Here is a 25,849-nt window from a genome sequence, read left to right as displayed (position 1 = left end):
CGCTACCGGACGTAGCCGACGAGTTCGCCGCCGGCGCCGAACAAGTCGTGTTGCCAGCGGGCGAGGAGTTCCTCGGTCGGCACGTCGTCGGGGTGGAAACCCGGGCGCAGGTACTCGGCGATCTCGCCGAGGAAGCCGCGCAGCAGAGGACCGCGGAACACCCCGTAGGTTTGGCGGAGCACCGTGATGGGTCGCGGCCATACCGTCGGGTCCAGCAGAATCGACAACGCCACCGCGGCGGTGACGACGGGGATGGTCAGGAAGTACATGAACCACATGACCGCGATACGGGTGCGCTCGGAACCGCCCACCGACCGGTAGACGTCGAAGGCGACGGATTTGTGCTCCAGCTCCTCCATGGCATGCCAGTTCAGCAGGCGCCACACCTCGGGATCGCCTGGGATCGACTGGATTTCGTCGTCGGACAGCACCCGCGCACCGAGCACCGCGGTGTAGTGCTCCGCGGCGGCGGTCATCGCCAGATGCACCTTCGCGGGGATCAGTTTCTCGATGCGGAGCACCACCTTCTGGCGCACGCTGGTCGGGGCGAACAGCAGGAACCGCACGAGGGGATAGCCCATGTCGGCGAGCTGCGTGTTCAACTTGCGGTGTTCCTGGCCGTGCACGGACTCCTGGCCGATGAACCCCGCGACGCGCTTCTTGAGTACCGGGTCGGTGATCTGGTCGGAGAAGCGGCGAACGGACCGGATGAACGACTCCTCGCCGGGCGGGAAGGAACCGGACAACACCGCCACCAGGTGGCTGAACACGATGTCGCCCTCGACGAAATGCCGGTGCAGCGGTTCGGGTTCCCCGAACTGGAACCGCATCCGCCGGACCTTGGGCAGAGCGGCGGTATGCGCGGTGATGGGGTCAGTGCTCATGATCGATTCCTTACGTCGTGCCGGCTATCTGAGATGGTCGACGAGGATGCCGTCGGCGCCGAAGAGGGTGTCGCGCCACTGCTGGGCCAGCGCGTTGGTGTCGACGTCGTCCGGATGGAATCCGGGGCGCAGGTACACCGCGAGATCGGGTAACAGGCCCTTGAATATCGGCCCGGTGAACAGGTCGTACGTCTCGCGGGCCAGGTGGACGGGCCGGCGCCGCGCCACCGGATCGGACCCGACCGAGACGGCGAGGGAAACAAGAGTCACCGGCAGAAGCAGAGCGCACGCTGCCACCATGACGGCGATGCGGGTGCGCTCGGTACCACCGACGGCGCGGTACACGTCGAAGGCGACGGACTTGTGCTCGAGTTCTTCCAGCGCATGCCAATTCAGCAGATGCCACACCTCGGGATCGGCCGGGATCGATTGCAGTTCGTCGCTCGACAGCACTCGCTCGGCCAGCACCGCGGTGTAGTGCTCGGCGGCGGCCGTCAGCGCCAGATGCACATGAGGGGGTAACCGGTCTTCGAACCGAATCCGCTTGTCTTTAAAGGATTCTGAGTCCCACCACGCGATGGGGTAGCCCATCGCGATCAGCTTCTCGTTGAGGTGCCGATGTTCCTGTCCGTGCATCGACTCCTGGCCGATGAAGCCGGCGACCCGTTTCTTGAGTTCGGGATCGGTGATCCGGTCGGCGAATCGGCGGACCGATCGGATGAAGCCTTCTTCGCCGGGCGGGAATGCCCCCGACAGACCGGCGACGAAGTGGCTGAACACCATGTCGCCGGCGACGAAGTACTTTCGGCCGGCTTCTTCGTTGAAGCGGAAGCGGATTCGCCGGGTCCGGGGGTAGACCGCCCGGGAGGTCCGCGCTGACGTGTATTGCTCACTGCGTACGGCCATGCCGCCCGCCTTTCCTCGAACATTCAGTAACTAGTACCGCGAGTTCTAGTAGTTCGAAGTTACGACGGCATGCGCCATTGCGCAAGGGTTTTGGATAATGACGTTTTTTGAGCGGCCGGTGCGGTTCAGAAGGACCGACGGTTCAGTCGGCGGTGCCGAACAACGCCATCTGCTCATCGGGCGCGATGACGACGCCGCGGGCGGCGGCCGCCGCCGACACCGCGCCCCAGATCGCCGGGGTCAACTGTGCGATGAGTTCGTCTTTGTCGATCGTCGGCTCATTGAGCCAGCGCAGGACGCCGAGCGCCACGGCGCCGAGGATCGCGTCCGCCGTGTATTCGAGGTGATCGGCGTCGCCGCCGTGGGCGCGCACCATGGCCGCGAGGACTTCGGTCATCGCGGTGGAAAGGTTACGACCGTTGTCGAGCAGCTTGGTCCGGGAATGGTCGTCGCTGAAGTGCGAACCGACGACGAACCGGAAGAGATTGGGCCGCTCGGCCACCAGCTCGACGTAGCCGGTGAGCGCAGAACTCACGAGCTCCAGCGCCGTCGCCGTGACGTGGAAGCACGGCATGACGCGCTGCACGATCAGCTCCTGCATGCGCTCACCGACCGCGGCGAACAGGGTCTCCTTGTCGGTGAAGAACCGATACAACTTCGGCCGCGGCACGCCGGCGGTCTTCACGACGTCGTCGATCGACAGGTCGGGCCCGTATTCGTCGATCGCCCGCAGCGTCGCCTCGATCAGGTCGGCCTTGACCGTCGCGCGGTGCGCCCGCCAGCGGTCGGCCCGCGCGTCACCCGTGGGTGCGGACATCCGCACCGCGACACGGGTGGCATCCACGGGCATGGGTTAATCGTAAGTCAGCCAGAGGGCCGTGTCGGGTGGCATTCGCCTGTCGGGCAGTGGCCCACTGGCGAGCACCACCCGGCCGGCGGGTACATCGACCGTCGTACTGCTCGCGTTGAGCAGGCAGACGAGCCCGTCCTCGCACTGGAATGCCAGCAGCCCTGGCGCGGTCGGTAGCCACTGCACCGAACGGCCCAAAACGGTTCGGCCCCGGCGTAATTCGATGGCGTGCCGGAATAGCGACAGGGTCGACTCCGGGTCCGCGGACTGTGCGGCGACGGTCAACGGCCCCCAGCCGCCGGGCATGGGAAGCCAGGTCTGCGCGGTCGACGAGAACCCGTACGGCGCGGCGTCGCCGGACCAGGGCAGTGGCACCCGGCAGCCGTCGCGGCCCCGTTCGGTGTGGCCGGACCGCTCCCAGACGGGGTCCTGCAGGACGTCGTCGGGCAGCTCGACGTTGGGCAGTCCGAGTTCCTCGCCGTTGTAGACGAACACCGCCCCCGGCAGTGCCAGCATCACCAGCGCCATCGCCCGGGCGCGTGAAAGTCCCTGTGCGCCATCGCCGTAACGACTGACCTCGCGTTCGACGTCATGGTTGGACAACGTCCAGGTGGGTGGTGAATCGGCCAGTGCGGCCGCCGCCAGGGAATTCTCGATCGCCTCGCGAACGGCGGGCGCGGTGAAATCGGCTCGCACCAAACGGAAATTGAAGCCCAGGTGCAGCTCGTCGGGGCGGAGGTACTTCGCGAAATCCTCGTTGTCGAACACCCAGACCTCGCCGACGGTGGCGGCCTCGGGATAGTCGTCGAGCACCGTCCGGATGCCGCGGTGAATGGCGTGCACACCGTCGTTGTTGAACCGCGGGTCGTCGACTCGCGTGGCCAGCATGACGCCTTCAGGGTCGGCCATGTCGGGCAGGTCGGCCGGTTTCGCCATCCCGTGCGCCACGTCGATCCGGAATCCGGCGACGCCGCGGTCCAGCCAGAACCGCAGTGTCCGTTCCAGATCCGCGGCGATCTCCGGGTTGTCCCAATTCAGGTCGGGCTGGGCGGCATCGAACAGGTGGAGGTACCACTGGCCGGGCCCGCCATCGGGTTCGGTGATCCGGGTCCACGCGGGCCCGCCGAATACCGACGTCCAGTTGTTGGGTGGCAGCGCGCCGTCCGGCCCACGTCCGTCCCGGAACAGATAGCGGGCTCGTTCGGGGCTGCCCGCACCCGCGGCCAGGGCCGCCCGGAACCACGGATGCGCCGAGCTGGTGTGGTTCGGGACCAGGTCCATGGTGACCCTGATGCCCGCCGCGTCGGCGGCGGCGATCAACCGATCGAGCGCCGCCATGCCGCCGAACAGCGGATCGACGTCCCGCGGGTCGGCGACGTCGTACCCGTGATCGACCATGGGGGAGACCATCACCGGGTTGAGCCACAGCGCGTCGACGCCGAGCGCGCGCAGATGGTCCAGGTGCGCCGTGACGCCGTCGAGATCGCCGACGCCGTCACCGTCGCTGTCGGCGAACGAGCGCGGGTAGAGCTGATAGAAGACCGCGCGTGACCACCACCGCGGATCTGTCATCAGAACGCCGAGTTGACCATGTGCTGGGCGGCCATGTCGAAGTAGTCGAGCAGCGCCTGCCGGTGTGCGTCGTCGATGGTCTCGGGGCCGATCGACGCGAGCGCGCTGTGCATGCACCGCAGCCACGCGTCGCGCTCGAGGAAACCGATGCGGAACGGGGCGTGCCGCATCCGCAGCCGGGGATGGCCGCGTTCCTGGCCGTAGGTCCGGGGACCGCCCCAGTACTGCTCGAGGAACATCCGCAGCCGGTGCTCGGCGCCGTCGAGGTCGTCCTCCGGATACAGCGGGCGCAGGATCTCGTCGTCGCGGACCTGTTGGTAGAACCGCGACACCAGGAGCCCGAAGGTCTCCGCTCCGCCGACTTCGTCGTAGAACGACTGTTGCGCCTCTGTCACGGTCGCCATTGTCCACGAGGACGCGACGGTGCGTTCCGGGCGGGAGTCGTCACGTGAAGTTCATCCGATGGTCCAGCTAACACGCCGGAATTCTCGTGCGTTGGCTGCCGATCCGTGGTGAACTGTCAACACGGAGGACGTATGTCGCAACGGAGGAAGGTCCGCGGCCACAGACTTCACGGCGCCGCGGCGGGCTCGCCTGTGTCGAGCCCGGCACTGTCATCACCCCTGCACGCAGTCGAATCGAGTCCCGCAGAGGGAGCTGTCGGCTCACTCTGGGGCCGTCGCCGCGTCCTGCTGCTGAATTCGACCTACGAACCGTTGACGGCCCTGCCCATGCGTCGCGCTGTGATCATGGTGCTGTGCGGCAAAGCCGATGTGGTGCACGACGATCCGTCCGGTCCCGTCATACACTCGGCGACCCGCGCGGTCGCCGTCCCGTCGGTCATCCGGCTGCGTAGTTATGTGCGGGTCCCATATCGGGCCCGCATTCCCATGACTCGGGCCGCGTTGATGCACCGGGACCGGTTCCGCTGCGCGTACTGCGGTGGGAAGGCCGACACCGTCGACCACGTCGTGCCGCGCAGCCGCGGTGGCGAGCACTCCTGGGAGAACTGCGTCGCGGCGTGTGGTCCGTGCAACCACCGCAAGGCCGACCGGCTGCTGACCGAACTCGGCTGGACGCTGCACGCGGTGCCGCTGCCGCCGAAAGGCCAGCACTGGCGGCTGCTTTCGGCGGTCAAAGAGCTCGATCCGGCCTGGGTGCGGTACCTCGGCGAAGGCGCCGCCTGACATTCACGCGCGGATTGCCCCTGTCCCCAGCGTGAGCGGTGTGCGTACTGATACGGTTTGCGCGTGAGCATTGCACTTACTCATTCGCTGCTCGGTGGGGTGCCGCTGGCGCTGCTGCTGGTGCTTGGCGCGCTGTTCCTGCTGCGCAAGAGCCCGCACCCGGACACCTACAAGATGACCGACAAGTGGACCCACGCGCCGATCCTGTGGGCGGCCGAGGAACCGGCGGATCACGGCCACGGTGGCCATGACTCGCACCTGACTGTGGGAGGTGGCGCAAGTGGCAAGTGGTAGCCAGACCGAGGTCGCAAACATCGATCCGGCCAACCTGCCGTACGGCTACGCCGTCACGTACAGCGGCCGCATCTCCGGCGTCACCGAACCCGGTGAGCTGTCGGTGCACTACCCGTTCCCGGTCAAGGACCTGGTGTTCCTCGACGACGCCCTGAAGTACGGCTCGCGCGCCGCCGGCGCCCGCTTCGCCGTCTACATCGGCGACCTGGGCGCGGACACCGCCGCCACCGCGCGTGAGGTGCTGGCCACCGTGCCGACGCCGAACAACGCGGTGCTGCTGGCCGTCTCGCCGAACCAGAAGGCCATCGAGGTCGTCTACGGCGCCGAGGTCCGCGGTCGCGGTATCGAAGAGGCCGCTCCGCTGGGAGTTTCCGCGGCGGCGGCGTCGTTCAAGCAGGGCAACCTGATGGACGGCCTGATCAGCGCGGTCCGCGTGCTGAGTGCCGGCGTCTCACCCGCCTGATTTTCGTTCACCCTGCCGGGTGCGGACCACTGGTTCGCACCCGGCAGAGTGCTATCCGGGTGCGGTCGACCTGGGACTGCGGGCGTCGCCCACGCGCGCGAATGTGCCGGGCAGCAGGAGCGGCGTGGTTCAGCGCGCGGCGGGGTAGCGCTTGCGCAGCCGGGCTTCGTAGCCGGGTTGCAGCGCGGTGCGGCTGATGTCGCCGTCGTAGTGCGCCAGCACGCGGGGGTCCATCACCCGGCGCCACAACGGCGGGCAGATGGCCAGCAGCAGCATGGTGCCGTAACCGCCGGGCAGCTGCGGCGCCTCGTCGGCATGGCACAGCGCCTGGTAGCGGCGCATCGGGTTGGCGTGGTGATCGGAGTGCCGCTGCAGGTGGAACAGGAAGACGTTGGCGATGACGGTGTTGCTGTTCCAGCTGTGACCGGCGCGCACCCGCTCGTACCGGCCGTTGGGCATTTTCTGCCGCCGCAGGCCGTAGTGCTCGAGGTAGTTGACGGTCTCCAGCAGGAAGATGCCGATCACGGCCTGGCCGAACAGCCACGGCACGACAACGGGTCCGAACCACACCGCCAGGACGATGAACAGGATGACGCTGAGCAGCCAGGCGTTGAGGACCTCGTTGTGCAGCGACCACTTGGACTTGTGCACGCGGGCCAGGCGGTCGCATTCCAGCTTCCAGGCCGACCGCAGGCTGCCGAGGACAGACCGGCCGATGAAGGCGTACAGACTCTCGCCGAGACGCGAACTGGCCGGATCCTCCGGCGTCGCGACCCGCACGTGGTGGCCGCGGTTGTGCTCGACGAAAAAGTGGCCGTAGCAGGTCTGCGCCAGGGCGATCTTGGAGAGCCGGCGCTCGGACATGCCGCGCTTGTGGCCCAGTTCGTGGGCGGCGTTGATGGCGATCCCGCCGACCGTTCCGACCGCGGCCATGAGGCCGAGTTTGTCGGCCAACGACATGGTCACCCAGCCGCCGCCGGCCCACAGCCAGCAGGCGAAGATCAGCGACAGATACTGGGCCGGCAGGAAGAGATGCGTGGCGATCCGGTAGAACGGGTCGTCTTCCAGACTGCGGAGATCGCCGGGAGCCTTCTCGGCCTCGGGGCCGACGATGTGGTCGAGCAGGGGGACGAGCCCGAACGTCAGCAGCGACCCGGTCCACCAGAACGCGTCGACGCCGGTGAGCCAGACCAGCAGCCACGACAGGCCGACCATTCCGGGGGTGATGGGGCCCAGCAGCCACACGTAGCGTTTGGGATCGCGCCATTTCGACTTGGTGGCGGGGGTGTCCGGTGCCTCGGGCGCGTGAGGTTGCGATGCCTCCTGGCCCGCGCGCAATGCCGACAACACCCCGTATTCGTACCCGCATTCGGCCGTTTGCGCAAATACAAGTCGGTAGCCAGAGCCACTTCCTGTCCGTTTTCTCATCGTTATCCAGCAAATTGTTTGAGTCGTCAGCGCGCGGGGGTATTCGCGACTGTTGCCCGACCTCGGTCCCCGCTGTCGGGCAGCTGTCGACGGTTCGGCGCCGTTGCCATCAAACTTGCAGGTAGAGTGCCATACACGGATATGGGTGATGTACGACATACCGGGCGTCGTGCGGGTCGGACGACGCGGTCGCAGTCGGATCCCGCACAGCGGCGGAAACTCCGCAGCATCGTGTAATTTTTGAGATGAATCCGTTATTCGGAGGCCGGCAGGCGACTGGCTTCGGGATAGCTGGACGGTAAGGCGGAAGGACGATCTTGGCAGTGATGCACGGCCGGCATCGACACATCCGGTGCTGGGGCGCGGCCGCGGCAGGTCACCGATGAGCCCGATCAGCCGGCGCCAGTTCCTCGGCGGTGCGGCGGTGGTGGGCGTCGCGGGCGCGGCGGGTATCGGGGCGCTCGTCGAAAGATCCCGCGACCGTACCGAGGCTCGGAAGCATTTCTCGGCCATCGTGATCGGTAGCGGCTACGGCGGGGGAGTCTCCGCGCTGCGGCTGGGACAGGCCGGTGTCGAGACATTGGTCATCGAACAGGGCCGGCTCTGGGACAAACCCGACGACGACGGCAAGCGGTTCTCCAAGATGCTGCCCGCCGATACCCGCGCGGGCTGGTTCACCAAGATTCCGCCGAGTCTGGTCACCTCCTTCGGCGGCTTCACTGTCGAGCAGGTCGCAGAGCACGCGCCGTCGCCTCAGCCGATCCAGGCCGGCATCTGCCAGAAGGTGAAACACGGCGCCCACGACGTCTTCCGGGGCCTGGCCGTCGGCGGCGGCTCGATGATCAACGCGGGCATCGCGGCCATCCCGACGCAGCGGCAGGTCGCCAAGGCGTTCCCCGACATCGGCGCCGACGAGTTCCTGCGCACCTATGTCGAACGCGCCAAGTCGTCGCTGAAGATCAGTTATCGCGACATGGCCTGGTTCGAGCAGACACCCTGCTTCCAGTACGCGCGCGCCGGCCGCAAGTACGCGGCGGCGGCCGGCTACAAGGTCGACTACAACGGCAGCTCCTACTCGTTCGACTATCTGGTGAAGGAGGCGGCCGGCCAGGTGCCGCAATCGTCGCTGGCGTTCGAGCAGCAGTTCGGCAACAACTACGGCCGGTTCGGCAGCGTCGACCAGACCTACATCGCCGACGCGCTCAAGACGGGCCACGTCACGCTACGCCCGCTGACCGAGGTCATCTCGATCCGCCAGGAACGGTCGGGTGAGTTCGTGGTGTCCACCCGCGAGATCGACCGCTGGGGCAAAGAGCTGTCCAAGACCGAATTCGGTTGTGACCAGCTGTATCTGGCGGCCGGTGTGCTCGGCACGACCAAGCTGCTACTGAAGGCGCGGGAGACCGGTGACCTGGCCCGGCTCAACGATCAGATCGGCAAGGGCTACGGCAACAACGGTGACCTGATGGTCGGGCACAACCTGGCCAAGAGCGATCCGGCCGGCACCACGCAATCGCTGATGGGCATGATCAACATCGACGGCCGCGACGACCCGGACAATCCGGTGTACGCCAGCATGTTCTCCATGCCGCTGCCGGTGGAGACGTATCTGCTCGGGTATTACGTCATGGTCGACACCGGTGACCGGGCCGACATCACCTACGACCGCCAGTCCGACACCGCGACGATCCAGTGGACCGACGCCTTCGCCGCCAACAACGAAGCCAGGGCGAGGCTGGTGTTCGACAAGATCCTGAAGGCCAACAAGGTCGACTACCGCAACGACCTGTTCAGTGGAAAAGTGTTCGCGCCCAACACGGTTCATCCCCTGGGCGGATGCGTGCGGGGCAAGGCCACCGACGCGTTCGGGCGGGTGAACGGTCACCGCAACCTGTTCGTCAACGATGCGTCACTGATGCCCGGACACCTCGGCTGCAACCCGTTCATGACCATCACCGCGCTCGCCGAGCGGAACATCGAAGGCATCCTGCAGGGCCGCACCTGACCGACGATGGTCAGGTGCGGCCGCTGCAGTCGCGTCAGCTCACGTCGAAGGCGCGGGCGCGCAGCGAACGCTCCACGCCCGCACGGCCTTCCAGCACCAGGCGGCGCAGTGCCGGCGGAATCTCCGGATCGGAGAGGAACCGGTCGGCGGCGTCGAGGCCGGCCTGGCTGATGTCCCACGACGGGTACAGGCCGATGACGACGGTCTGGGCCACCTCACTCGACCGCCGCTCCCACACCCCGGAGATCGCCTCGAAGTAAGGGTCCCGGAACGGGTCCAGCAGCTCGGTCTGTCCGGGCTGAACGAAGCCGCCGACGATGGCGCGGGTGGTGATGTTCGCCAGGGTGTCGTCCTCGATGACCCGCTGCCACGCAGCCTCTTTCACCGCTGCCTGCGGGCGGGCCGCGCCCGCGGCCGCGGCGCTGCGCTGGCCGGCCGCCGTCGGATCCTGCTGGGCCTCGGCGTCGATGAACGGCGTCGGCCCGCCGTCGGCGTCGATGACGCCGGCCCGTGCCAGCGCCGTGACGATGCGCCAGCGCAGATCGGTGTCGATCACCAGGCCGCTCATGTTCACCGCGGCGGGCTCGTTGTCCAACAGCGTCGACAGCACCGCGATGTGGTTCGGCGCCAGCACTGACGTGCACAGCGCGTTGATGAACGCCAGCTGGTGGTCCGACCCCGGCGCCGAGTCCCGCGCCAGATCGAGCAGCGCGTCACCGAAAGCGGGCCAACCGATCTCGGCCGCCCACGCCGGATCGGCGTACGAGGTCAGCGCGGTCTGCGCCTGCAGCACCAGCCGCTGGGCGACGCCCACCTCGGACTCGGCGTGCAGCCCGCTCATCACGAGGGCGACGAAGTCGCGGGCCTTCATCTCGGCTTCGCGCGTCATCTCCCAGGCCGCCGACCACGCCAGCGTGCGGGGGAGTGGGTCGTCGATGTCGGCGATGCGGCTCAGCACCGTCTGCAGCGACGCGGGATCGAGCCGCATCGAGCAGTAGGTCAGGTCGTCGTCGTTGACCAGGACCAGCTTGCCGCGTGAAATCCCGACCAGCGCAGGGACATCCGTCACCGAGCCCTCGACGTCGAGTTCCTCGCGGTGCACCCGGACGAGCTTGCCGGAGCCGTCGTCGTCGTAGATGCCGACCGCGAGCCGGTGCACGCGCGTCTCTCCGGCGCCCGGCGCCGCACCGCTCTGGGCGATGGCGAACCGGGTGAAGGCTCCGGCGCCATCGACGTCGAAGTCGGCGCGCAGCGTGTTCAGGCCCGTGGTCTTCAGCCACTGCTGGCCCCAGTCCGACAGATCCCGGCCCGACGACTTCTCCAGCGCACCAAGCAGATCCGCGAACGTGGCGTTGTCGTACGCATGATCGCGGAAGTAGTCGCGCAGGCCCGACAGGAACGGCTCCAGCCCGACGTACGCCACCAGCTGCTTGAGCACGCTGGCGCCCTTGGCGTAGGTGATGCCGTCGAAGTTGACCTCGACGGCGGCCAGGTCGGGGATGTCGGCGGCCACCGGGTGGGTGGACGGCAGCTGATCCTGTCGATAGGCCCAGGACTTCTCCACATTCGCGAAGGTGGTCCACGCCTGCTTGTACTCGGTGGCCTCGGCCTGGCACAGCACCGAGGCGAAGGTCGCGAAGGATTCGTTGAGCCACAGGTCATCCCACCACCGCATGGTGACGAGGTCGCCGAACCACATGTGGGCCATCTCGTGCAGCACGGTCTCGGCGCGCCGCTCGTACGAGTAGCGCGTGACCTTGGACCGGAAGACGTAGTCCTCCAGGAACGTCACCGCTCCGGCGTTCTCCATGGCACCCGCGTTGAACTCCGGCACGAACAGCTGGTCGTACTTGCCGAACGCATACGGCGTGCCGAAGTTCTTGTGGTAGAAGGAGAATCCCTGCTTGGTCTCGGTGAACAGCCGCTCGGCGTCCATGAACTCGGCCAGCGACGCGCGGCAGAAAATGCCCAGCGGAATGTCCCCGTGCTCGTCGGTGTAGACGTCGTCCCACCGCGCGTACGGCCCGGCGATCAACGCGGCCAGGTACGTGCTCATCTTCGGAGTGGTGACGAATCGATGGACCATCCCCCTGTCTGACGTCGCCGCCGGGGCGGCGCCGTCCGAGCTGCCGGCGCCGTTCGAGATCACCTGCCAGTGTGCGGGCGCGGTCACTGTCACATCGAAGGTCGCCTTGAGGTCGGGCTGGTCGAAGCAGGCGAACATCCGCTTGGCGTCGGCGGTTTCGAACTGCGAGTAGAGGTAGACCTCGCCGTCGACCGGGTCGACGAAGCGGTGCAACCCCTCACCGGTGTTGGAGTAGCGGCAGTCCGCGTCGACCACGACGACGTTCTGCTCGGCGAGCCCGGCCAGCGGTACGCCCGTCGATTCGTCGTACGCGGAGACGTCGATGGGCAACCCGTTGAGGGTCGCGCCGCGGATGGTGTCGGCAGCGATGTCGATGACGGTGTTGGCGCCGGGCAGCGCTCTGAACGTCACCGTGGTCACCGACCGGAAGGTGCGCTCGCTCGGTGCGCCGGCACCGTCGGTGAGGTCCAGATCGATGCGGTAGTTGTCAACGGTCACCAGCGCGGCGCGCTCGGCGGCCTGGTCGCGGGTCAGGTTCGGAAGTGCCACGTCACCAACTTAGGGGACAACCGATGGTCGTGACCGGGAACATGGGGGCGCCGGGCATAGTTGTTGCCAACGGGATCCGTACCGACCGCAAAAGGAAGACGAATGGCCGACTCTGCCGTAACCAAGGATGTCGCGGGTTTCTGGTTCGACCCGCTGTGCCCGTGGGCGTGGATCACCTCACGCTGGATCCTCGAGGTCGCGCAGGTCCGCGACGTCGACGTGCAGTTCCACGTCATGAGCCTGGCGGTGCTGAACGAGGGCAGGGACCTGCCCGAGACCTACCGGGAGATGATGAAGACCGCGTGGGGCCCGGTCCGCGTCGCCATCGCGGCCGAGGAAGCCGTCGGCTCCGACGTGCTGGCGCCCTTGTACACCGCGATGGGCACCCGGATTCACAACCAGGGCAACAAGGATTTCGCCGCGGTCATCGCCGGGTCCCTCGAAGAACTCGGCCTGCCCGCCGAGCTCGCGGAAGCAGCCACCAGCGACAAGTACGACGAGGCACTGCGCAAGAGCCATCACGCCGGCATGGACGCCGTCGGCCCCGACGTCGGCACCCCGACGATCCACGTCAACGGCGTTGCGTTCTTCGGTCCGGTGCTGTCGCGCATCCCGCGTGGCGAAGAGGCCGGCAAGCTGTGGGACGCGTCGGTGATTTTCGCCTCCTACCCCCATTTCTGGGAGCTCAAGCGCTCGCGCGACGAGGCGCCCGAATTCGACTGACCGCAATCGCCCGCTAGTCACGCTCACCAGGGTCGGCCCAGGTAATCTCGTCGGCGTTCCGCAAGGAACGTCTGGACGGGGTTACGGTGGCCAGACACATCCGAAACATGAGCCACAACGATGCAACTGGTGGGGAGCGACGTGCCGACGGACAGTTTCGTCCTTCGACGTGCGGGTTTGAGTAGGATGCGCTGATGTCGCTGGATACGGGCGCAACCTTCGCCGGGTACACCGTGCGCCGGTTGCTGGGCTCAGGGGGAATGGGCGATGTGTACCTCGTCCAGCACCCCAGGCTGCCCCGCCTCGACGCCATGAAGGTGCTGCGGGAAACCGCCAGCGCCAACGATGAATTCCGTATCCGGTTCGAGCGCGAAGCCAACATCGCCGCGGGCCTGTGGCACCCACACATCGTGGGTCTGCACGACCGCGGCGAGTTCGAGGGCCGGCTGTGGATCACCATGGACTACGTCGACGGCACCGACGCCGCACAGCTGGTCAAGTACGAGTACCCGAACGGGCTGCCGCTGGAGTTGGTCGTCGACATCGTCAAGGCCATGAGCTCGGCCCTGGACTACGCGCACCAGCGCGGGTTGCTGCACCGCGACATCAAGCCGGCCAACATCCTGCTGAGCAACATCGACAGCGACGAGCGGCGAATCCTGCTGAGCGACTTCGGCATCGCCCGCCAGATCGATGAGGTGACGGGCCTGACGTCGGCCAACCTGGCGATCGGCACCGTCTCCTACTCGGCGCCCGAGCAGCTGATGGGCGGCGAGATCGACGGCCGCGCCGACCAGTACGCGCTGGCCGCGACGGCCTACCGCTTGCTCACCGGGCAGACGCCGTACCAGGACACCAACCAGATCGCAGTGATCAGCCAGCACCTCAGCGCGCCGCCGCCCAAGGCCAGCGACCTCAAGCCGTGGCTGGAGCCGTTGAACGATGTGCTGATCAAGGCCATGGGCAAGTCGCCCGAGGACCGTTTCGACTCCTGCACCAAGTTCGCGCGGGCCTTCGAGCGGCAGGCCGAACTCGTCACCGAGTCGCCCACGCTCAACCTGCGCACCGCCGAACTGAAGCTGCCGACCGTCACCCCGGTCGCGCCGGAGGCGCCGGTCGCCGAGCCGCCGTCCGCCCCGGAGCTGACGCCGCCACCGGTCGCTCCGCCGCCGGTGCCGCCGGTCGTGGCGGCCGAGCCCACGCCTGAGCCCACGCCGGCGCCTGAGCCGACGCGTACGCCCGAACCGGCACCCACACCGGAGCCCGAGCCCGAACCGGTCGTCCAGGAGCCCGTCCCACAGCCCCCGGCTCCGGAACCGCCGGCGCCGTCTGCGCCGCCCGTGCCGCACCCGCCGCTCGAGCCGGTTTCAGAGCCGACACCGCCGCCGGTACCGCAGCGCGGCCCCGTCGGTCCATCACCTGAGCCGAAACCGTTTCGGCCGGAACCGGATTCGTCACCGTCGGCGCCGGCGTACCGGCAGCCGGTACCGCCTCCGCTCCCGCCGCCGCAGCGGCCCGTCCGGCCGACCCACGAGACGGTGTCGCCGACGGTGGTGTTGCCGGTCATCCCCGCCGACCCGGCAGTGCACGGCGCCCCGGGAGTGGGCCGTCCCAGCGCGCCGCCGCCGACGTCGTACTCGCAACTCGCAGCCGACATCGGCAAGACGCAGCCGGGCCGTGGCCAGTCATCGGGCGGCAAGACCAAGATCTGGGTGATCGGGGGCGCCATCGCCGTCGTCATCGTGGTGCTGCTCGGTGTGGTCCTCGTGAATTCCGGTGGCGACTCGAGCGGATCCTCGGATGCCTCGGGAACCAGTACCCAGAGTTCCGGCGCGGACACGCCGTCGTCGTCGCACAAGCCGGCGCCGCCGGTGCTGGTCGGGACGCCCGGTAACTACCAGACCATCGCGACCTACCTGAAGAGCAACAACATTCCGGAAGTGCTGGTGCACCGCAACGAGCCCGGCGCACCGGTGGTCACGATGCCGATGCCGCCGGGCTGGGCCGACGCCGGACCGCAGACGCCGGCTTTCGCGTACCAGTCCATCGTTTACAACGGCCCGAGTGCCGGCAACTACCGGCCCAGCGCCACGGCGTTGATCTCCCGGCTCGGCCCGAACGCCGATGCGCAGAAGATTCTCGACTTCGCGCCGGGTGAGCTGAACAACCTGCCGGGTTTCACTGCCACCGACATCGGCACGCCCGGAATGGTGGACGGCCACAAGTCGTTCCAGATCGCCGGTTCCTGGAACTCCAACGGGGTGACCAAGCTCATCACCCAGAACACCGTCGTCATCCAGGACGGGACCGGGCTGTACGTCATGCAGATCAACATCGATGGCGTCGCCGATCAGGCCGAGATCATCAAGCAGATCACCGAGGCGATCGACCGAGACACGAAGATCGCCTCCGGCTGAACCGCTGATTCTGTCCCGGGCCGCTGTTCTGCCAGAATGTGCGCCATGCGCGTATATCTCGGAGCCGACCACGCCGGATACGAACTCAAGCAGGCCCTGCTCGATCACCTGACCGCGGCCGGCCATCAGGCCGTCGACTGCGGTGCCTTCGCCTACGACGCGGAGGACGACTACCCGGCGTTCTGCATCGACGCCGCCAAGCGCACCGTCGACGACCCGGGCAGCCTGGGCATCGTCATCGGCGGCTCGGGCAACGGCGAGCAGATCGCCGCCAACAAGGTGCCGGGCGTGCGCTGCGCGCTGGCGTGGAGTGTCGAAACCGCGCAGCTGGCCCGCGAGCACAACAACGCGCAGGTGATGGGCATCGGTGGCCGTATGCACAGCACCGAAGAGGCCTTTGCCATCGTCGACGCCTTCCTGGCCGCTGAGTGGTCGCAGGCCGCGCGGCACCAGCGCCGCATCGACATCCTGGCCGAGTACGAGAAGACGCGCGTGGCCCCCGAGGTTCCGGGCGCTCCGGCCTGATCCCGGGCCTGACCCGTGCCGGAGGGGCATACCCTCCACCGGTTGGCCCGCCTGCACCAGCAGCGTTTCGGGCGGGCGCCGGTGGTCGTCAGCAGTCCGCAGGGCCGGTTCGCCGATGCCGCGGCCGCCGTCAGCGGCCGGGTGCTGCGTAAGGCCGACGCCTGGGGCAAGCACCTGTTCCACCACTACGAAGGTGGTGCGGTGGTGCACGTCCACCTCGGGCTGTACGGCACGTTCACCGAACAGCCACTGCCGATGACCGCGCCCGTGGGGCAGGTGCGCATGCGCATGCTCGGGGCCAAATTCGGGACCGACCTGCGCGGCCCGACGGTGTGTGAGCTGATCGACGAGGGCGGCGTCGATGACGTCGTGGCCCGGCTCGGTGCCGATCCGCTGCGCCGCGATGCCGACCCCGGCTTGGCCTGGGCGCGAATCAGCAAGTCCCGCAGGTCAATCGGATCGATGCTGATGGACCAGACGGTGATCGCCGGTGTCGGCAACGTGTACCGCAGCGAGTTGCTGTTCCGGCACCGGATCGAACCGCATCGCACCGGCACCCAGCTGACCGAAGCCGAATTCGCCGAGCTGTGGACCGATCTCGTCGCGCTCATGAAAGTCGGGGTGCGCCGCGGCAAGATCGTCGTGGTGCGCCCGGAAGACGACCACGGCGCGCCGTCCTACGCCGCCGACCGGCCGCGCACCTATGTGTACCGGCGGGCTGGGGAAGCGTGCCGGGTGTGCGGCGCCACCGTCCGCACCGAGGTGATGGAGGGGCGAAACCTGTTCTGGTGCCCCGATTGTCAGGTGTGACGGCTAGCGGCTAGGGCGTGTCTGATAATTGGGGAAGCCAAAGCGTGACGGCGCGTAGGACCGCTGCTGCGCGGTAGACGACAGCGAGTTTGTCGTAGCGGGTGGCCAACCCGCGCCATTGCTTGACCTGGTTGAAGTTTCGTTCGACGACGTTGCGGCCTTTGTAATCGGCGGCATCGAATGCTGGTGGTCGTCCACCGGCTGCACCGCGTCGCTTCCGGTTGGCAGGGCGTGTCAAATGGTCTGTGTAAGTCCTGTTAACGGAAGGATCGCAGGACGTGACAACAGGCAAGGACATGGATGGGGTGCTGGTTGAGGCGGTCTCCACGGTGGAGATGGCCGAGGCGCTTCGGGCGTCGGGCGCGGTCGATGATCTGCTGGCGCAGATCGATACCGGCGAGGTGGCGCTGACCGGCGAAGGCGGGCTGCTGCCCGGGCTGATCAAGCTCGCTCTCGAACGCGGCCTGGCCGCCGAGCTGACCGATCATCTGGGGTATGAGAAGGGCGACCCGGCCGGCCGGGTGCTGCCCAACGCCCGCAACGGCAGCTCACCCAAGACTGTGCTCACCGAGGCCGGCCCGGTGCCCCTGGATGTGCCGCGGGACCGCGATGGCTCGTTCACCCCGACGCTGGTGCCCAAAGGCACCCGCCGTATCGGTGGTCTCGATGACATGATCGTTTCACTGTATGCGGGTGGAATGACGTTGCGGGACATACAATTTCATCTTCAATCGACGATCGGGACCGAGGTGTCGCACGAGACGATCTCCAAGATCGTCGACGAGATCTCCGATGAGGTGCTGGCTTGGCAGCGCCGGCCGTTGGAGCCGCTGTATCCGGTGATCTACCTCGACGCGATGATCGTGAAGGTCAAAGACGGCGGCCACACCCGCAACAAGGCCGCGCACATCGCTGTGGGCGTCGACATGGCCGGGGTCAAGCACGTCCTGGGCATCTGGGTCCAGCCCAACGAAGGCGCATCGTTCTGGGCGTCGGTGTGCGCGGACCTGGCCAACCGGGGTGTCAAGGACGTGCTGATCGTGTGCTGCGACGGGCTCACGGGCTTCCCGGAGGCGATCGCCGCGACCTGGTCGCAGGCCGCGGTGCAGACCTGCGTGGTGCATCTGATCCGCAACGCGCTGCGGTTCGTGTCCTATGCCGACCGCAAGGCCGTGGCCGCGGCGCTCAAGCCGATCTACACCGCACCCGATGCCGACGCTGCCCGCGTCGAGTTGGACGCGTTCGCCGCCTCGGAGCTGGGGAAGAAAAATCCCACGGTGACAATGGTTTTCGAACGCGCGTGGGAGCAGTTCATCCCGTTTTTGGCGTTCCCGCCTGAGCTGCGCCGGGTGATCTACACGACCAACTCGATCGAGTCGTTGAACTATCAGCTGCGCAAGATCATCAAGAACCGCGGACAGTTTCCCAACGATGCCTCGGCGGTGAAATTGCTGTGGCTGGCGATCTGCAACATCGAAGACAAACGCGCTGCACAGCGGGCCAAGGAACGCGGCCAGAAACAGGGCCGCACAGCCCCCGGACGCCTCGTGGAAGGACAGGTGGTCACCAACTGGAAGAAGGCACTCGAGCAACTCGCACTGGTCTACCCAGAGCGCATCGAACGTTATCTGTAAGCACCACAACAACTCACATACGGACAATCAGACAGGCGATTTACACAGAAAACTTGACAGGCTCGGTTGGCAATCTGATCGGCGGGCTCGGGTATCGCCGCGCCGATTCGTCGACGCCGCAACAACATCCGGGTCGCACGACTGGAATATGCCTTATCGCCACGAACCCGGTCAGGCCGTGTCCGTGCTCGACCGCCGCCGCTGCGGCCGACTTTCAAGTGAGCGAGCAAATGCTCAAACACCGGGCCATCGTGGGCTTGCCCAGCCCCGACGAGCACCACCAACGGCCGTCCGTGGCCGTCGACAAGGTGATGAATCTTGCTGGTCAACCCGCCGCGGGAACGCCCAATGCCATGGTCAGGCGGCTCGATCAGCAGATTCTTGTAATTCGACCCAGCCCCCTGTGTCGCGGGTGATGTTCGTGGCGTGTTGATGAGCCCGTGCGATGGTGGAGTCGACCGACACCGCCCAGTCGATCATCCCGGCCGCATCAGCAGAGGTCAGCAACCGGGCGAGCACGCTATCCCAGGTGCCGTCAGCGCTCATCCGCCGATGCCAGGTCCAGATGCTCTGCCACGGGCCGAACACCTCGGGCACGTCCCGCCAGGCGATCCCACAGCGATACCGATAAATGATGCCTTCGACCATCGAACGAGCATCACCAAAAGGCCTACCCCGCTTACCCGTTCGAACAGGAAGCAAATCGGCAATCAGATCCCACTGGGCATCGGACAACAGCTGAAACCGCGACATGCCTTAAGTCTCAGACACCACACCCGAAACAATTGTCAGACACGCCCTAGTCGCCGCCACCGCCGCAGCCGCCACCGCAACCACCGCCGCCACAGCTGCTGCCGCCACCGCCACAGCTGCTACCCGAGTCGCTGCTCCCGGAGTCCCAACCGCCACTGCCGGCATCCCAGCCGCTGCTGTCGTTCCAGCTGACGTCCTGGCCCTGGCCGGAGTCCGCGAACTGGCTCTGATCGAGGCCCTGCTGGTAGCCCTGGTCGAATCCCGAGCCGTACCCGGACTCGAAACCCGATGCGCCGTAACTGACTCCGTGCATGCCGTCGAACAGCGCGTCGAACAGCAGCACCGAACCGACACCCCACGCCCCGGCGACCAGCGCCGGCTTCCACCACGGCTCGGAGTACCAGCCCTCGGGCACCGGGCGACCGGCGACCCGGCCGCCGGGATAGTAGTTCGGGGTGGCGGCCGTCGGACCCGGTGAGGCCTGAATCTGCCTGCCGTCGAACTGGATTCGGCGGTCCTCGGTGACCTCGCCCGCGCCGCGCTGGCCGGCCAGCTGCTGCAGCGGGGGACCGGGGTCGATGCCCATGGCGGTCCGCGCGGCCCGCACGTAGTACAGCCCTTCTATCGCGCTCTGCTTCGCAAAGGCGGCCTGCTGGGCGGTGGTGGCCTGTTCGATCTGCGACGCGGCGGCGTTGTAGCGCTCGGACGCATCGGCCAGGGCCTGGCGTGAGGCCTCGTCCGTGCCGGTCAGATTGAACACCTGCCCGCCCAGCATCTCGATGACGCGGCGCGCATCGGCTTTCGCGTTGGCCAGCGCGGCTGCCTTGTTGGCCTTGCTCTGTCTGCTGAACAGGAAGAACCCAATGGCCACGATGACGATCAGGATGAGCACGAACTCCATGGAGGCAGCTTACCGATGACGGCCGTCCCATAGATATGGACATTTATGTCCATATCTATTATCGTCGTCGTCATGAACGCGACATTCCACGTCTTCGACACCGAGCGCGGTGTGCTGTCGACCGCACCCGGAATCGTCACCAGTTACCCCGGTGGCGACACCGCGGTCCGGGAACTGGAACCGCTCGGCGCGGGACTGCGCCCGGTCATCTGGAGCCACTGCGGCGCAATCGATTACGCCGCAGCCGGGCAGTGGGCGGCTTTTCACCGCAACCGATCGACCGATGCTCCGGTGTTGGTGGCGCCGTACCTGCCGTCGGCCCGCGGTGATCACGACCCGACCGACGACGCCCGCGTCGCCGCCCGGCTCACCGCTGCCACGGGTATCGCGCACATCGTGACGGTGGATCCGCATTCGCCGGTCTGGGCCGACGAGGCCCGGCGTGGCGGAGCGGCCGTCACCGTCATCGAAGCGGTGGATCTGGTCGCATGCGGCGCCGTGCACCACCCGGGCTGGGCGGGCGTCGTCGCCCCCGACAAGGGGGCCCGCGACCGTGCCGGGCGGGTGGCATCCCGACTGGGTGTGCCGCTGTATGTCGCTGGGAAGCAACGTGATCCGGCCACCGGCAAGTTGTCGGGGTTCGTCGCTCCCGAGGGGCTGCCGGACCAGGGTCGACTGCTGGTGATCGACGACATCTGCGACGGCGGCGGCACCTTCGCCGGCCTGGCCGACGCCATCCGGGCGAGCCGCCCCGAGCTGGCGCTGCACCTGTGGGTCAGCCACGGCTGCTTCACCGGACGGTGGCGGGAGAACCTCGCCGGCTACGCCTCCGTCACGAGCACCGACTCCCGCGCCACGCCCGACGGCGTGCACGTGCAACCGCTGGAACCGTTCATCGTCCGCGCCCTGGCCACTCTGATCTGACAAGGACTCACCTCATGACCGTAGAAGCAACCACCACATATCGGCCGGAAACCATTGCGGCCCTGGATGTCCTGATGGACACCGACGCCTACAAGCTGGATCACCGCCGCCAGTACCCGGCCGCCACCGAGTACGTCTACTCCAACCTGACGGCCCGCGGCAGCCGCATCCCCGGGGTGAGCTGGACGGCGTTCTTCGGCCTGCAGGCCTATCTGCGGGACTTGAACCAGCGGTGGAGCGCCTTCTTCGCCGCCGACGTCGACGAGGTGTGCCGGGCTTACGTGGACCGGGTCACCCAGGTCTTGGGGCCCAATGATGTTGGCGCCGCGCACATCCGGGAGCTGCATGCCTACGGCCGGCTGCCGCTGCGGGTCCGGGCGCTGCCGGAGGGGACCATCGTCCCGGTCGGCGTGCCGTACCTGACCGTCGAGAACACCGCGCCCGAATTCTTCTGGCTGACGAACTACATCGAGACCGAGATGTCGGCCGCGCTGTGGCAGCCCATCACGTCGGCGACCACCGCGTGGCGCAACCGCACGCTGCTGGACGCCCGCGCGCGGGCCACCGGCGCCGACCCGGCCGCAGTGGACTGGCAGGGGCACGATTTCTCGTTCCGGGGGATGGCCGGCAGCGCAGCCGCGGCCGCGTCGGGGGCCGCGCACCTGCTGGCGTTCACCGGCACCGACTGCCTGCCCGCGCTGGGCTGGATCGACCGGAACTACCCGGGCTCGGCCGGCATCATCGGCGGCAGTGTGCCGGCCACCGAGCACAGCGTCATGTGTGCGGGCACCCAGGACGACGAAATCGCCACCTTCGCCCGGCTGCTGGACCTGTATCCGACCGGCATCGTGTCGATCGTGAGTGACACCTGGGACCTGTGGCACGTCTGCACCGGCATCCTGCCCACGCTGAAAGACACGATCACCGCGCGCGACGGCAAGGTGGTGATCCGCCCGGACAGCGGTGACCCCGAACGCATCCTGTGCGGCGACCCGCAGGCCCCGGCCGGCAGCCCCGCCCGCAAGGGCGTGGTGAACCTGCTGTGGGAGGTGTTCGGCGGCACCGTCAACGCGGCCGGCTATCGGGAGCTGGATCCGCACATCGGCGTCATCTACGGCGACTCGATCACCCACGACCGGGCCGACGCCATCACCGCCAACCTGATGGGCCAGGGCTATGTGTCCACCACTCCGGTGCTGGGATTCGGTTCCTACACCTACCAGTACGTCACGCGCGACACCTTCTCCATCGCCATGAAGGCGACGTGGGTGCAGATCGACGGTCGCGGCCGGGACATCGCCAAGGCGCCGGTCACCGATCCGGGCAAGCGCAGCGCACGGGGCCGGTTGGCCGTGGTCCGGGACGAGCGCGGACGACTGACGCTGGTGCAGGGCGCGGCCGGCGCCGTCGAGACGACGGACGCCATGCGGACGGTGTTCGAGGACGGCGTCGTCGTCAACCCGGTGACCTTCGCGGAGGTGCGCGCTACCGTGCGACGTGATTGGGCGGCGTACGCCGCCGGCGAGGAGGACGCCCGTCATGACTGAGTCGCTGGCCACCTGGCTGAGCGTCGACGTCTTCGCGGTGAGCCCCGGCGATGAGCCGGGGCTCATCCTCGCGCGCCGGCAGCGCGAACCCCACCAGGGCGACTGGGCACTGCCCGGCGTGGTTCTCGATGCGGCCAACGGGGAGACGGTCGCCGCGGCGGCACACCGCGCGCTGCGGGACCGGGCCGGCGCCGAGCCGATCGATGGACCGCCGACGGTGGCCCTCGTCGTGTCCGACCCGCAGCGCGACGAGCGCGGGCACACCGTGTCCCTGGTGAACGTGATGCGCGCCCAACCCGGCGACGACGTTCTCCTGGTGCGCGACGGTGACCCCGTGCCGCCGCTGCCCTTCGGACACAACGCGATGATCAGGGACACCGCGGCGACGGTGTCGCAGCGACTCTTGTCGGACCCCGCGACCGTCGCGGCGATGTTCGGCGGCGGCTGCACGGCCGGTGAGGTCTGCGCGCTGACGAAGCTGCTGTTCCACCTGTCCGGCGGCACTGGAGCCGAGCCGATTCCGCTGGCGGCGATGCGGCGCCGGCTGGAACGGGCGGCCCTGTTCGCCCCGGATGGCAGCCGGCCCGCGCACACCCGGCCGGTGACGGTGTTCCGGGTCGCCAGATAAACGTCTACTGCGTAAATGCTGGCAAATTGCTGGCGCATACGGGCGGGCGCGGCGCGAGGCGTGCGCGTTACGTTCCTGTGAACATGCCACCGACCTGGGGATATGGGTTCACTATGAGTCGCGACCTGCTGATTTACGGGATACGCTCCCGGCACCCTGCTGGGAGGAGAGCAACTTATGGCAGACGCAGAGACCGAACCGGTGGCAAACACCCACACCGCATCGGCACCGACGGGCTGGTTCACCACCGACACCGGCAAGGTGCTGATAGTCGCGGGCGGTGCTGTCCTCATCTTGTTGATCCTGTTGGGGATCGGGTCGCTTGCCGGCTTCAAAATCCCGCCACCCGCGCCGGAAACGCCGGCCGCCCCCACCAGCTCCACCACGTCGGCTCCTGCCGCGACTTCGCCGTCCTCGACGACCGCCACATCACCTGCCGCGCCCGCGCCTGCGCCGGTCACCACACCCACGACGACCGCGCCCGTGAGCCCCGTTCCGGCGCCACCGACCCGTCCCTCCACGGCGACGACTCAGGCTCCGACGACCTACACGCCGCCCGCCAGGCAGTACACGCCGCCCGCCAGCGCGCCGGCGCCCGCGTCCCCGCCTGCCGCGTCACCTTCGGCGACCGCGACCGCGACGGCGAGCTCGGAAGCCCCCGCCCCGGCCAATCCGCCGCAGTTCAACGTCATTCGCACGACCAACGGCGTGGCGCGGCCGATTCCGGGCAGCAGCTAGCGGCCGGGACCCGAGCGCACCAACAAAACTGCACGGCCGTTAATGTTGGTGAAGTGTCACAGCAAGTTCCCAGTTCCACGGTGTCCCCGTCGTGGCAGAAGCGGTTCGATTTCTTCAACACCTACGGTCTGCCGAACTCGACGCCGGAGTCCAAGGCTGCCTACCAGGCACTGTCGTTCCTGGAGCGGGTGAAACTCACCTCGAACATCCTGGCCTTCCTGTTCGGCCCGATCTACTTCTTCGTCAAGGGCATGTGGCGCAAGGGGCTGACGCTGCTCGGGATCTTCGTCGCGGTCGAGGTGGTGCTCGTCGTCCTCAACGTGTCGGATTCCCTCGCCCGCGCGATCGGGTTCGGTCTGGCCGCGATCGGCATGTCGACCGCGAATTACGCGTACTACCTGCACGTGGTGCGGGGCAGCCAGTCCTGGAACCTGTTCGAGGGGCACGGCAGGCGGCGCTAGCTGCCGTCGCGGGCCAGCCGCTTCAGCTGCCGCGGGCTCAGCGCGGTGAGTCGGACGTCGCCGCCGTAGATCGCGAGGACCCGCGGATCCATCACGCGGCGCCACAACATCGGGACGAGGCTGAGGACCAGCATCGCGGTGTAGCTGCTCGGCAGCTGCGGCGCGTCCTCGGCGTGCCGAATCCCTTGGTAGCGATGCGACGGGTCGACGTGGTGATCCGAGTGCCGCTGCAGATGCAGCAGGAACACGTTCATGATGACCGTGTTGCTGTTCCAGCTGTGCGTGGGGCGCAGTCGCTCATAGCGACCCGACGGCAGTTTCTGCCGGCGCAGCCCGTAGTGCGACAGGTAGTTCATGGCCTCCAGTAGGAAGATGCCGATGAGCGCCTGGCCGAAAAGCCATGGCAGGACCACGGGCCGGAACCACAGTGCCAGCCCGGCGAACAAGATCACGCTCAACAGCCAGGCGTTGAGCACGTCGTTGCGTACGCTCCAGCGCGAATGGCCTTGGCGGTCAAGGCGTTTGGCCTCGAGCCGCCAGGCCGAGCGGGTGCTGCCGACGACCGAGCGCACCACGAAGAAGTACACGTTCTCGCCGAAGCGGGCACTGGCCGGGTCTTCCGGTGTCGCGACGCGGACGTGGTGCCCGCGGTTGTGCTCGACGTAGAACTGGCCGTACCAACTCTGCGCGAGCGCGAGCTTGCTGAGCCACCGTTCGGCGCGGTCGCGCCGGTGCCCCAATTCGTGGGCCGCGTTGTTGGCGATGCCACCCGACAGGCCGACCGCGACCATCAGCCCCAGCTTGTCGGTGAACGTCAACGTGACCCAGCCGCCGCCGGCCCACACCCAGCAGCCGAAAGCCAGCGCGAGGTACTGCGTGGGCAGGAACATGTGGGTCGCGAACCGGTAGAACCTGTCCTGCTGCAGTTCGGCCAGGATGTGGTCGGGTGCGCGACCGCTTTTCTCGCGCCCTAGCAGATGATCGGCGGCGGGCCCCGCCACCAGGATCACGAAGAGTGCGGTCCACCAGAAGAAGTGGAGCCGGGTGGTCCACACCAGCAGCCAGGACAGCGTCACCGCGCCGGGAGCGGACGGGACCAGCAGCCACAGGTATCTCTTCGGGTCCCGCCACGTGGCCTCAGCAACCTCTGTGCGCACGTCGACGAGCCGCCTGTTTCGGCGGTCTGATGGGGTGATCGACGCGGTCATCGGAGCATTTATACCGCCACCGTTATCGACTCTCGACTCGGATGGCAAAAATATTTGCCAGCACGCTTTGTATTCTTGTTTGAGGCGGCGTTGACCTGCCATTATTTGGGCAGAAGCACGTACAATTCGGCATTGCGGCAATTTGCATTGAATTGCCAGGAAACTCCCAGATTCCGACCGAATTCGAGTGTCGCCGGAAGGCTTATATTGGCCGCTCGGTCAATAATTGTTGTGGACCCGTCCGGCAAAGTCATTTGTCGGGCGAAGTGGCGCTGTCGCGTGTGCGCTGGGCGCCCCGGTCCCGGTGCCGGGCGCGGCGCCGGAAAATGAGCCCCAATACAAAAGGACCGGCCTGG

General features: G+C 67.4%; 25 protein-coding genes. 14 read left to right on the top strand and 11 right to left on the bottom strand.

Annotation, left to right across the window (positions count from 1 at the left end; all coding sequences use genetic code 11):
* Positions 1 to 2: 2 nt before the first annotated feature.
* The 5 genes from G6N46_RS10425 to G6N46_RS10405 form a co-directional block, all read right to left on the bottom strand.
* On the bottom strand, positions 3 to 884 hold the full coding sequence (locus tag G6N46_RS10425; protein WP_138248366.1) for a metal-dependent hydrolase: 882 nt from the start codon (positions 882 to 884) through the stop codon (positions 3 to 5).
* A gap of 24 nt (positions 885 to 908) precedes the next feature.
* Complete coding sequence (locus tag G6N46_RS10420; protein WP_138248367.1) at positions 909 to 1,790, bottom strand: metal-dependent hydrolase; 882 nt, start codon at positions 1,788 to 1,790, stop codon at positions 909 to 911.
* Between the two features lie 142 nt (positions 1,791 to 1,932).
* Positions 1,933 to 2,640: a TetR/AcrR family transcriptional regulator gene (locus tag G6N46_RS10415; protein WP_138248368.1), complete on the bottom strand. Its 708-nt coding sequence runs from the start codon at positions 2,638 to 2,640 to the stop codon at positions 1,933 to 1,935.
* A gap of 3 nt (positions 2,641 to 2,643) precedes the next feature.
* The gene (locus G6N46_RS10410; RefSeq protein WP_138248369.1) at positions 2,644 to 4,212 is read right to left on the bottom strand and encodes a glycoside hydrolase family 13 protein; all 1,569 of its coding nucleotides are present in this window, start codon (positions 4,210 to 4,212) and stop codon (positions 2,644 to 2,646) included.
* On the bottom strand, positions 4,212 to 4,616 hold the full coding sequence (locus tag G6N46_RS10405) for a globin (RefSeq protein ID WP_163692705.1): 405 nt from the start codon (positions 4,614 to 4,616) through the stop codon (positions 4,212 to 4,214). Before G6N46_RS10405 ends, G6N46_RS10410 begins: the two co-directional genes overlap by 1 nt.
* Positions 4,617 to 4,748: 132 nt before the next feature.
* On the opposite strand from G6N46_RS10405, the gene G6N46_RS10400 reads away from it, so the two are divergent.
* The 3 genes from G6N46_RS10400 (at position 4,749) to G6N46_RS10390 (ending at position 6,156) form a co-directional block, all read left to right on the top strand.
* Positions 4,749 to 5,399: an HNH endonuclease gene (locus G6N46_RS10400; protein WP_138248371.1), complete on the top strand. Its 651-nt coding sequence runs from the start codon at positions 4,749 to 4,751 to the stop codon at positions 5,397 to 5,399.
* Between the two features lie 63 nt (positions 5,400 to 5,462).
* Positions 5,463 to 5,693: an aa3-type cytochrome oxidase subunit CtaJ gene (ctaJ, locus tag G6N46_RS10395; RefSeq protein ID WP_029105398.1), complete on the top strand. Its 231-nt coding sequence runs from the start codon at positions 5,463 to 5,465 to the stop codon at positions 5,691 to 5,693.
* Positions 5,680 to 6,156, top strand: a complete 477-nt coding sequence (locus G6N46_RS10390; RefSeq protein WP_020102225.1) for a DUF5130 domain-containing protein — start codon at positions 5,680 to 5,682, stop codon at positions 6,154 to 6,156. The genes ctaJ and G6N46_RS10390 overlap by 14 nt, the downstream gene beginning before the upstream one ends.
* Positions 6,157 to 6,285: 129 nt before the next feature.
* Here G6N46_RS10390 and G6N46_RS10385 read toward each other — a convergent pair whose 3' ends face one another.
* Positions 6,286 to 7,506: an alkane 1-monooxygenase gene (locus G6N46_RS10385; RefSeq protein WP_061005418.1), complete on the bottom strand. Its 1,221-nt coding sequence runs from the start codon at positions 7,504 to 7,506 to the stop codon at positions 6,286 to 6,288.
* A 460-nt stretch (positions 7,507 to 7,966) separates the two neighbouring features.
* On the opposite strand from G6N46_RS10385, the gene G6N46_RS10380 reads away from it, so the two are divergent.
* Positions 7,967 to 9,589 carry a GMC oxidoreductase gene (locus tag G6N46_RS10380; RefSeq protein ID WP_138248372.1) on the top strand — a complete coding sequence of 541 codons (1,623 nt, stop codon included), beginning with the start codon at positions 7,967 to 7,969 and terminating at the stop codon, positions 9,587 to 9,589.
* A 34-nt stretch (positions 9,590 to 9,623) separates the two neighbouring features.
* Here G6N46_RS10380 and pepN read toward each other — a convergent pair whose 3' ends face one another.
* Positions 9,624 to 12,224 carry an aminopeptidase N gene (gene pepN / locus G6N46_RS10375; protein WP_138248373.1) on the bottom strand — a complete coding sequence of 867 codons (2,601 nt, stop codon included), beginning with the start codon at positions 12,222 to 12,224 and terminating at the stop codon, positions 9,624 to 9,626.
* 102 nt (positions 12,225 to 12,326) lie between these two features.
* On the opposite strand from pepN, the gene G6N46_RS10370 reads away from it, so the two are divergent.
* The 5 genes from G6N46_RS10370 (at position 12,327) to G6N46_RS10345 (ending at position 18,333) form a co-directional block, all read left to right on the top strand.
* Complete coding sequence (locus G6N46_RS10370) at positions 12,327 to 12,947, top strand: mycothiol-dependent nitroreductase Rv2466c family protein (protein ID WP_138248374.1); 621 nt, start codon at positions 12,327 to 12,329, stop codon at positions 12,945 to 12,947.
* A 194-nt stretch (positions 12,948 to 13,141) separates the two neighbouring features.
* Complete coding sequence (locus G6N46_RS29005) at positions 13,142 to 15,364, top strand: LpqN/LpqT family lipoprotein (RefSeq protein WP_138248375.1); 2,223 nt, start codon at positions 13,142 to 13,144, stop codon at positions 15,362 to 15,364.
* A 45-nt stretch (positions 15,365 to 15,409) separates the two neighbouring features.
* Entirely contained in the window at positions 15,410 to 15,889 is a 480-nt protein-coding gene (locus G6N46_RS10360) for a ribose-5-phosphate isomerase (RefSeq protein ID WP_138248376.1), read from the top strand.
* 15 nt (positions 15,890 to 15,904) lie between these two features.
* Positions 15,905 to 16,699 carry an Fpg/Nei family DNA glycosylase gene (locus G6N46_RS10355; RefSeq protein WP_138248377.1) on the top strand — a complete coding sequence of 265 codons (795 nt, stop codon included), beginning with the start codon at positions 15,905 to 15,907 and terminating at the stop codon, positions 16,697 to 16,699.
* A 278-nt stretch (positions 16,700 to 16,977) separates the two neighbouring features.
* Positions 16,978 to 18,333: an IS256 family transposase gene (locus G6N46_RS10345; RefSeq protein ID WP_079890061.1), complete on the top strand. Its 1,356-nt coding sequence runs from the start codon at positions 16,978 to 16,980 to the stop codon at positions 18,331 to 18,333.
* On the opposite strand, the gene G6N46_RS29060 is transcribed toward G6N46_RS10345, so the two are convergent.
* The 3 genes from G6N46_RS29060 to G6N46_RS10330 are packed head-to-tail and all read right to left on the bottom strand — an operon-like array spanning position 18,324 to position 19,987.
* The gene (locus tag G6N46_RS29060) at positions 18,324 to 18,683 is read right to left on the bottom strand and encodes a transposase (protein WP_407665190.1); all 360 of its coding nucleotides are present in this window, start codon (positions 18,681 to 18,683) and stop codon (positions 18,324 to 18,326) included. The genes G6N46_RS10345 and G6N46_RS29060 overlap by 10 nt on opposite strands.
* 7 nt (positions 18,684 to 18,690) lie before the next feature.
* Positions 18,691 to 19,086: a transposase gene (locus G6N46_RS10335; RefSeq protein WP_163692701.1), complete on the bottom strand. Its 396-nt coding sequence runs from the start codon at positions 19,084 to 19,086 to the stop codon at positions 18,691 to 18,693.
* Between the two features lie 46 nt (positions 19,087 to 19,132).
* The gene (locus G6N46_RS10330; protein WP_138248380.1) at positions 19,133 to 19,987 is read right to left on the bottom strand and encodes a DUF1542 domain-containing protein; all 855 of its coding nucleotides are present in this window, start codon (positions 19,985 to 19,987) and stop codon (positions 19,133 to 19,135) included.
* Positions 19,988 to 20,059: 72 nt separating this feature from the next.
* On the opposite strand from G6N46_RS10330, the gene G6N46_RS10325 reads away from it, so the two are divergent.
* From G6N46_RS10325 to G6N46_RS10305, 5 genes are all read left to right on the top strand, one after another.
* Positions 20,060 to 20,911 carry a phosphoribosyltransferase family protein gene (locus G6N46_RS10325; protein ID WP_163692700.1) on the top strand — a complete coding sequence of 284 codons (852 nt, stop codon included), beginning with the start codon at positions 20,060 to 20,062 and terminating at the stop codon, positions 20,909 to 20,911.
* 14 nt (positions 20,912 to 20,925) lie between these two features.
* Positions 20,926 to 22,458 carry a nicotinate phosphoribosyltransferase gene (locus G6N46_RS10320; RefSeq protein ID WP_138248382.1) on the top strand — a complete coding sequence of 511 codons (1,533 nt, stop codon included), beginning with the start codon at positions 20,926 to 20,928 and terminating at the stop codon, positions 22,456 to 22,458.
* Entirely contained in the window at positions 22,451 to 23,086 is a 636-nt protein-coding gene (locus G6N46_RS10315) for an NUDIX hydrolase (protein ID WP_138248383.1), read from the top strand. The genes G6N46_RS10320 and G6N46_RS10315 overlap by 8 nt, the downstream gene beginning before the upstream one ends.
* A 177-nt stretch (positions 23,087 to 23,263) precedes the next feature.
* The gene (locus G6N46_RS10310; protein WP_138248384.1) at positions 23,264 to 23,824 is read left to right on the top strand and encodes a hypothetical protein; all 561 of its coding nucleotides are present in this window, start codon (positions 23,264 to 23,266) and stop codon (positions 23,822 to 23,824) included.
* 53 nt (positions 23,825 to 23,877) lie between these two features.
* On the top strand, positions 23,878 to 24,285 hold the full coding sequence (locus G6N46_RS10305; protein WP_167526404.1) for a DUF2628 domain-containing protein: 408 nt from the start codon (positions 23,878 to 23,880) through the stop codon (positions 24,283 to 24,285).
* Here G6N46_RS10305 and G6N46_RS10300 read toward each other — a convergent pair.
* Positions 24,282 to 25,493 (bottom strand): alkane 1-monooxygenase, encoded by a 1,212-nt coding sequence (locus tag G6N46_RS10300; RefSeq protein WP_234880583.1) that lies wholly within the window; start codon positions 25,491 to 25,493, stop codon positions 24,282 to 24,284. The genes G6N46_RS10305 and G6N46_RS10300 overlap by 4 nt on opposite strands.
* Positions 25,494 to 25,849: the final 356 nt, after the last annotated feature.

Origin of the sequence: Mycolicibacterium phocaicum (assembly GCF_010731115.1) — a bacterium.
GTDB lineage: Bacteria > Actinomycetota > Actinomycetes > Mycobacteriales > Mycobacteriaceae > Mycobacterium > Mycobacterium phocaicum.
The sequence above is the reverse complement of the archived record's forward strand: the minus strand, read 5'-3'. Positions and strand labels throughout refer to the sequence as shown.

Coding starts and splice junctions, on each gene's coding strand:
- G6N46_RS10425 (WP_138248366.1), bottom strand. CDS start 884: ATGAGCACTGACCCCATCACCGCGCATACCGCCGCTCTGCCCAAGGTC.
- G6N46_RS10420 (WP_138248367.1), bottom strand. CDS start 1,790: ATGGCCGTACGCAGTGAGCAATACACGTCAGCGCGGACCTCCCGGGCG.
- G6N46_RS10415 (WP_138248368.1), bottom strand. CDS start 2,640: ATGCCCGTGGATGCCACCCGTGTCGCGGTGCGGATGTCCGCACCCACG.
- G6N46_RS10410 (WP_138248369.1), bottom strand. CDS start 4,212: ATGACAGATCCGCGGTGGTGGTCACGCGCGGTCTTCTATCAGCTCTAC.
- G6N46_RS10405 (WP_163692705.1), bottom strand. CDS start 4,616: ATGGCGACCGTGACAGAGGCGCAACAGTCGTTCTACGACGAAGTCGGC.
- G6N46_RS10400 (WP_138248371.1), top strand. CDS start 4,749: ATGTCGCAACGGAGGAAGGTCCGCGGCCACAGACTTCACGGCGCCGCG.
- G6N46_RS10380 (WP_138248372.1), top strand. CDS start 7,967: ATGAGCCCGATCAGCCGGCGCCAGTTCCTCGGCGGTGCGGCGGTGGTG.
- G6N46_RS10370 (WP_138248374.1), top strand. CDS start 12,327: ATGGCCGACTCTGCCGTAACCAAGGATGTCGCGGGTTTCTGGTTCGAC.
- G6N46_RS29005 (WP_138248375.1), top strand. CDS start 13,142: ATGTCGCTGGATACGGGCGCAACCTTCGCCGGGTACACCGTGCGCCGG.
- G6N46_RS10360 (WP_138248376.1), top strand. CDS start 15,410: ATGCGCGTATATCTCGGAGCCGACCACGCCGGATACGAACTCAAGCAG.
- G6N46_RS10335 (WP_163692701.1), bottom strand. CDS start 19,086: ATGTCGCGGTTTCAGCTGTTGTCCGATGCCCAGTGGGATCTGATTGCC.
- G6N46_RS10330 (WP_138248380.1), bottom strand. CDS start 19,987: ATGGAGTTCGTGCTCATCCTGATCGTCATCGTGGCCATTGGGTTCTTC.
- G6N46_RS10325 (WP_163692700.1), top strand. CDS start 20,060: ATGAACGCGACATTCCACGTCTTCGACACCGAGCGCGGTGTGCTGTCG.
- G6N46_RS10320 (WP_138248382.1), top strand. CDS start 20,926: ATGACCGTAGAAGCAACCACCACATATCGGCCGGAAACCATTGCGGCC.
- G6N46_RS10315 (WP_138248383.1), top strand. CDS start 22,451: ATGACTGAGTCGCTGGCCACCTGGCTGAGCGTCGACGTCTTCGCGGTG.
- G6N46_RS10310 (WP_138248384.1), top strand. CDS start 23,264: ATGGCAGACGCAGAGACCGAACCGGTGGCAAACACCCACACCGCATCG.
- G6N46_RS10300 (WP_234880583.1), bottom strand. CDS start 25,493: ATGACCGCGTCGATCACCCCATCAGACCGCCGAAACAGGCGGCTCGTC.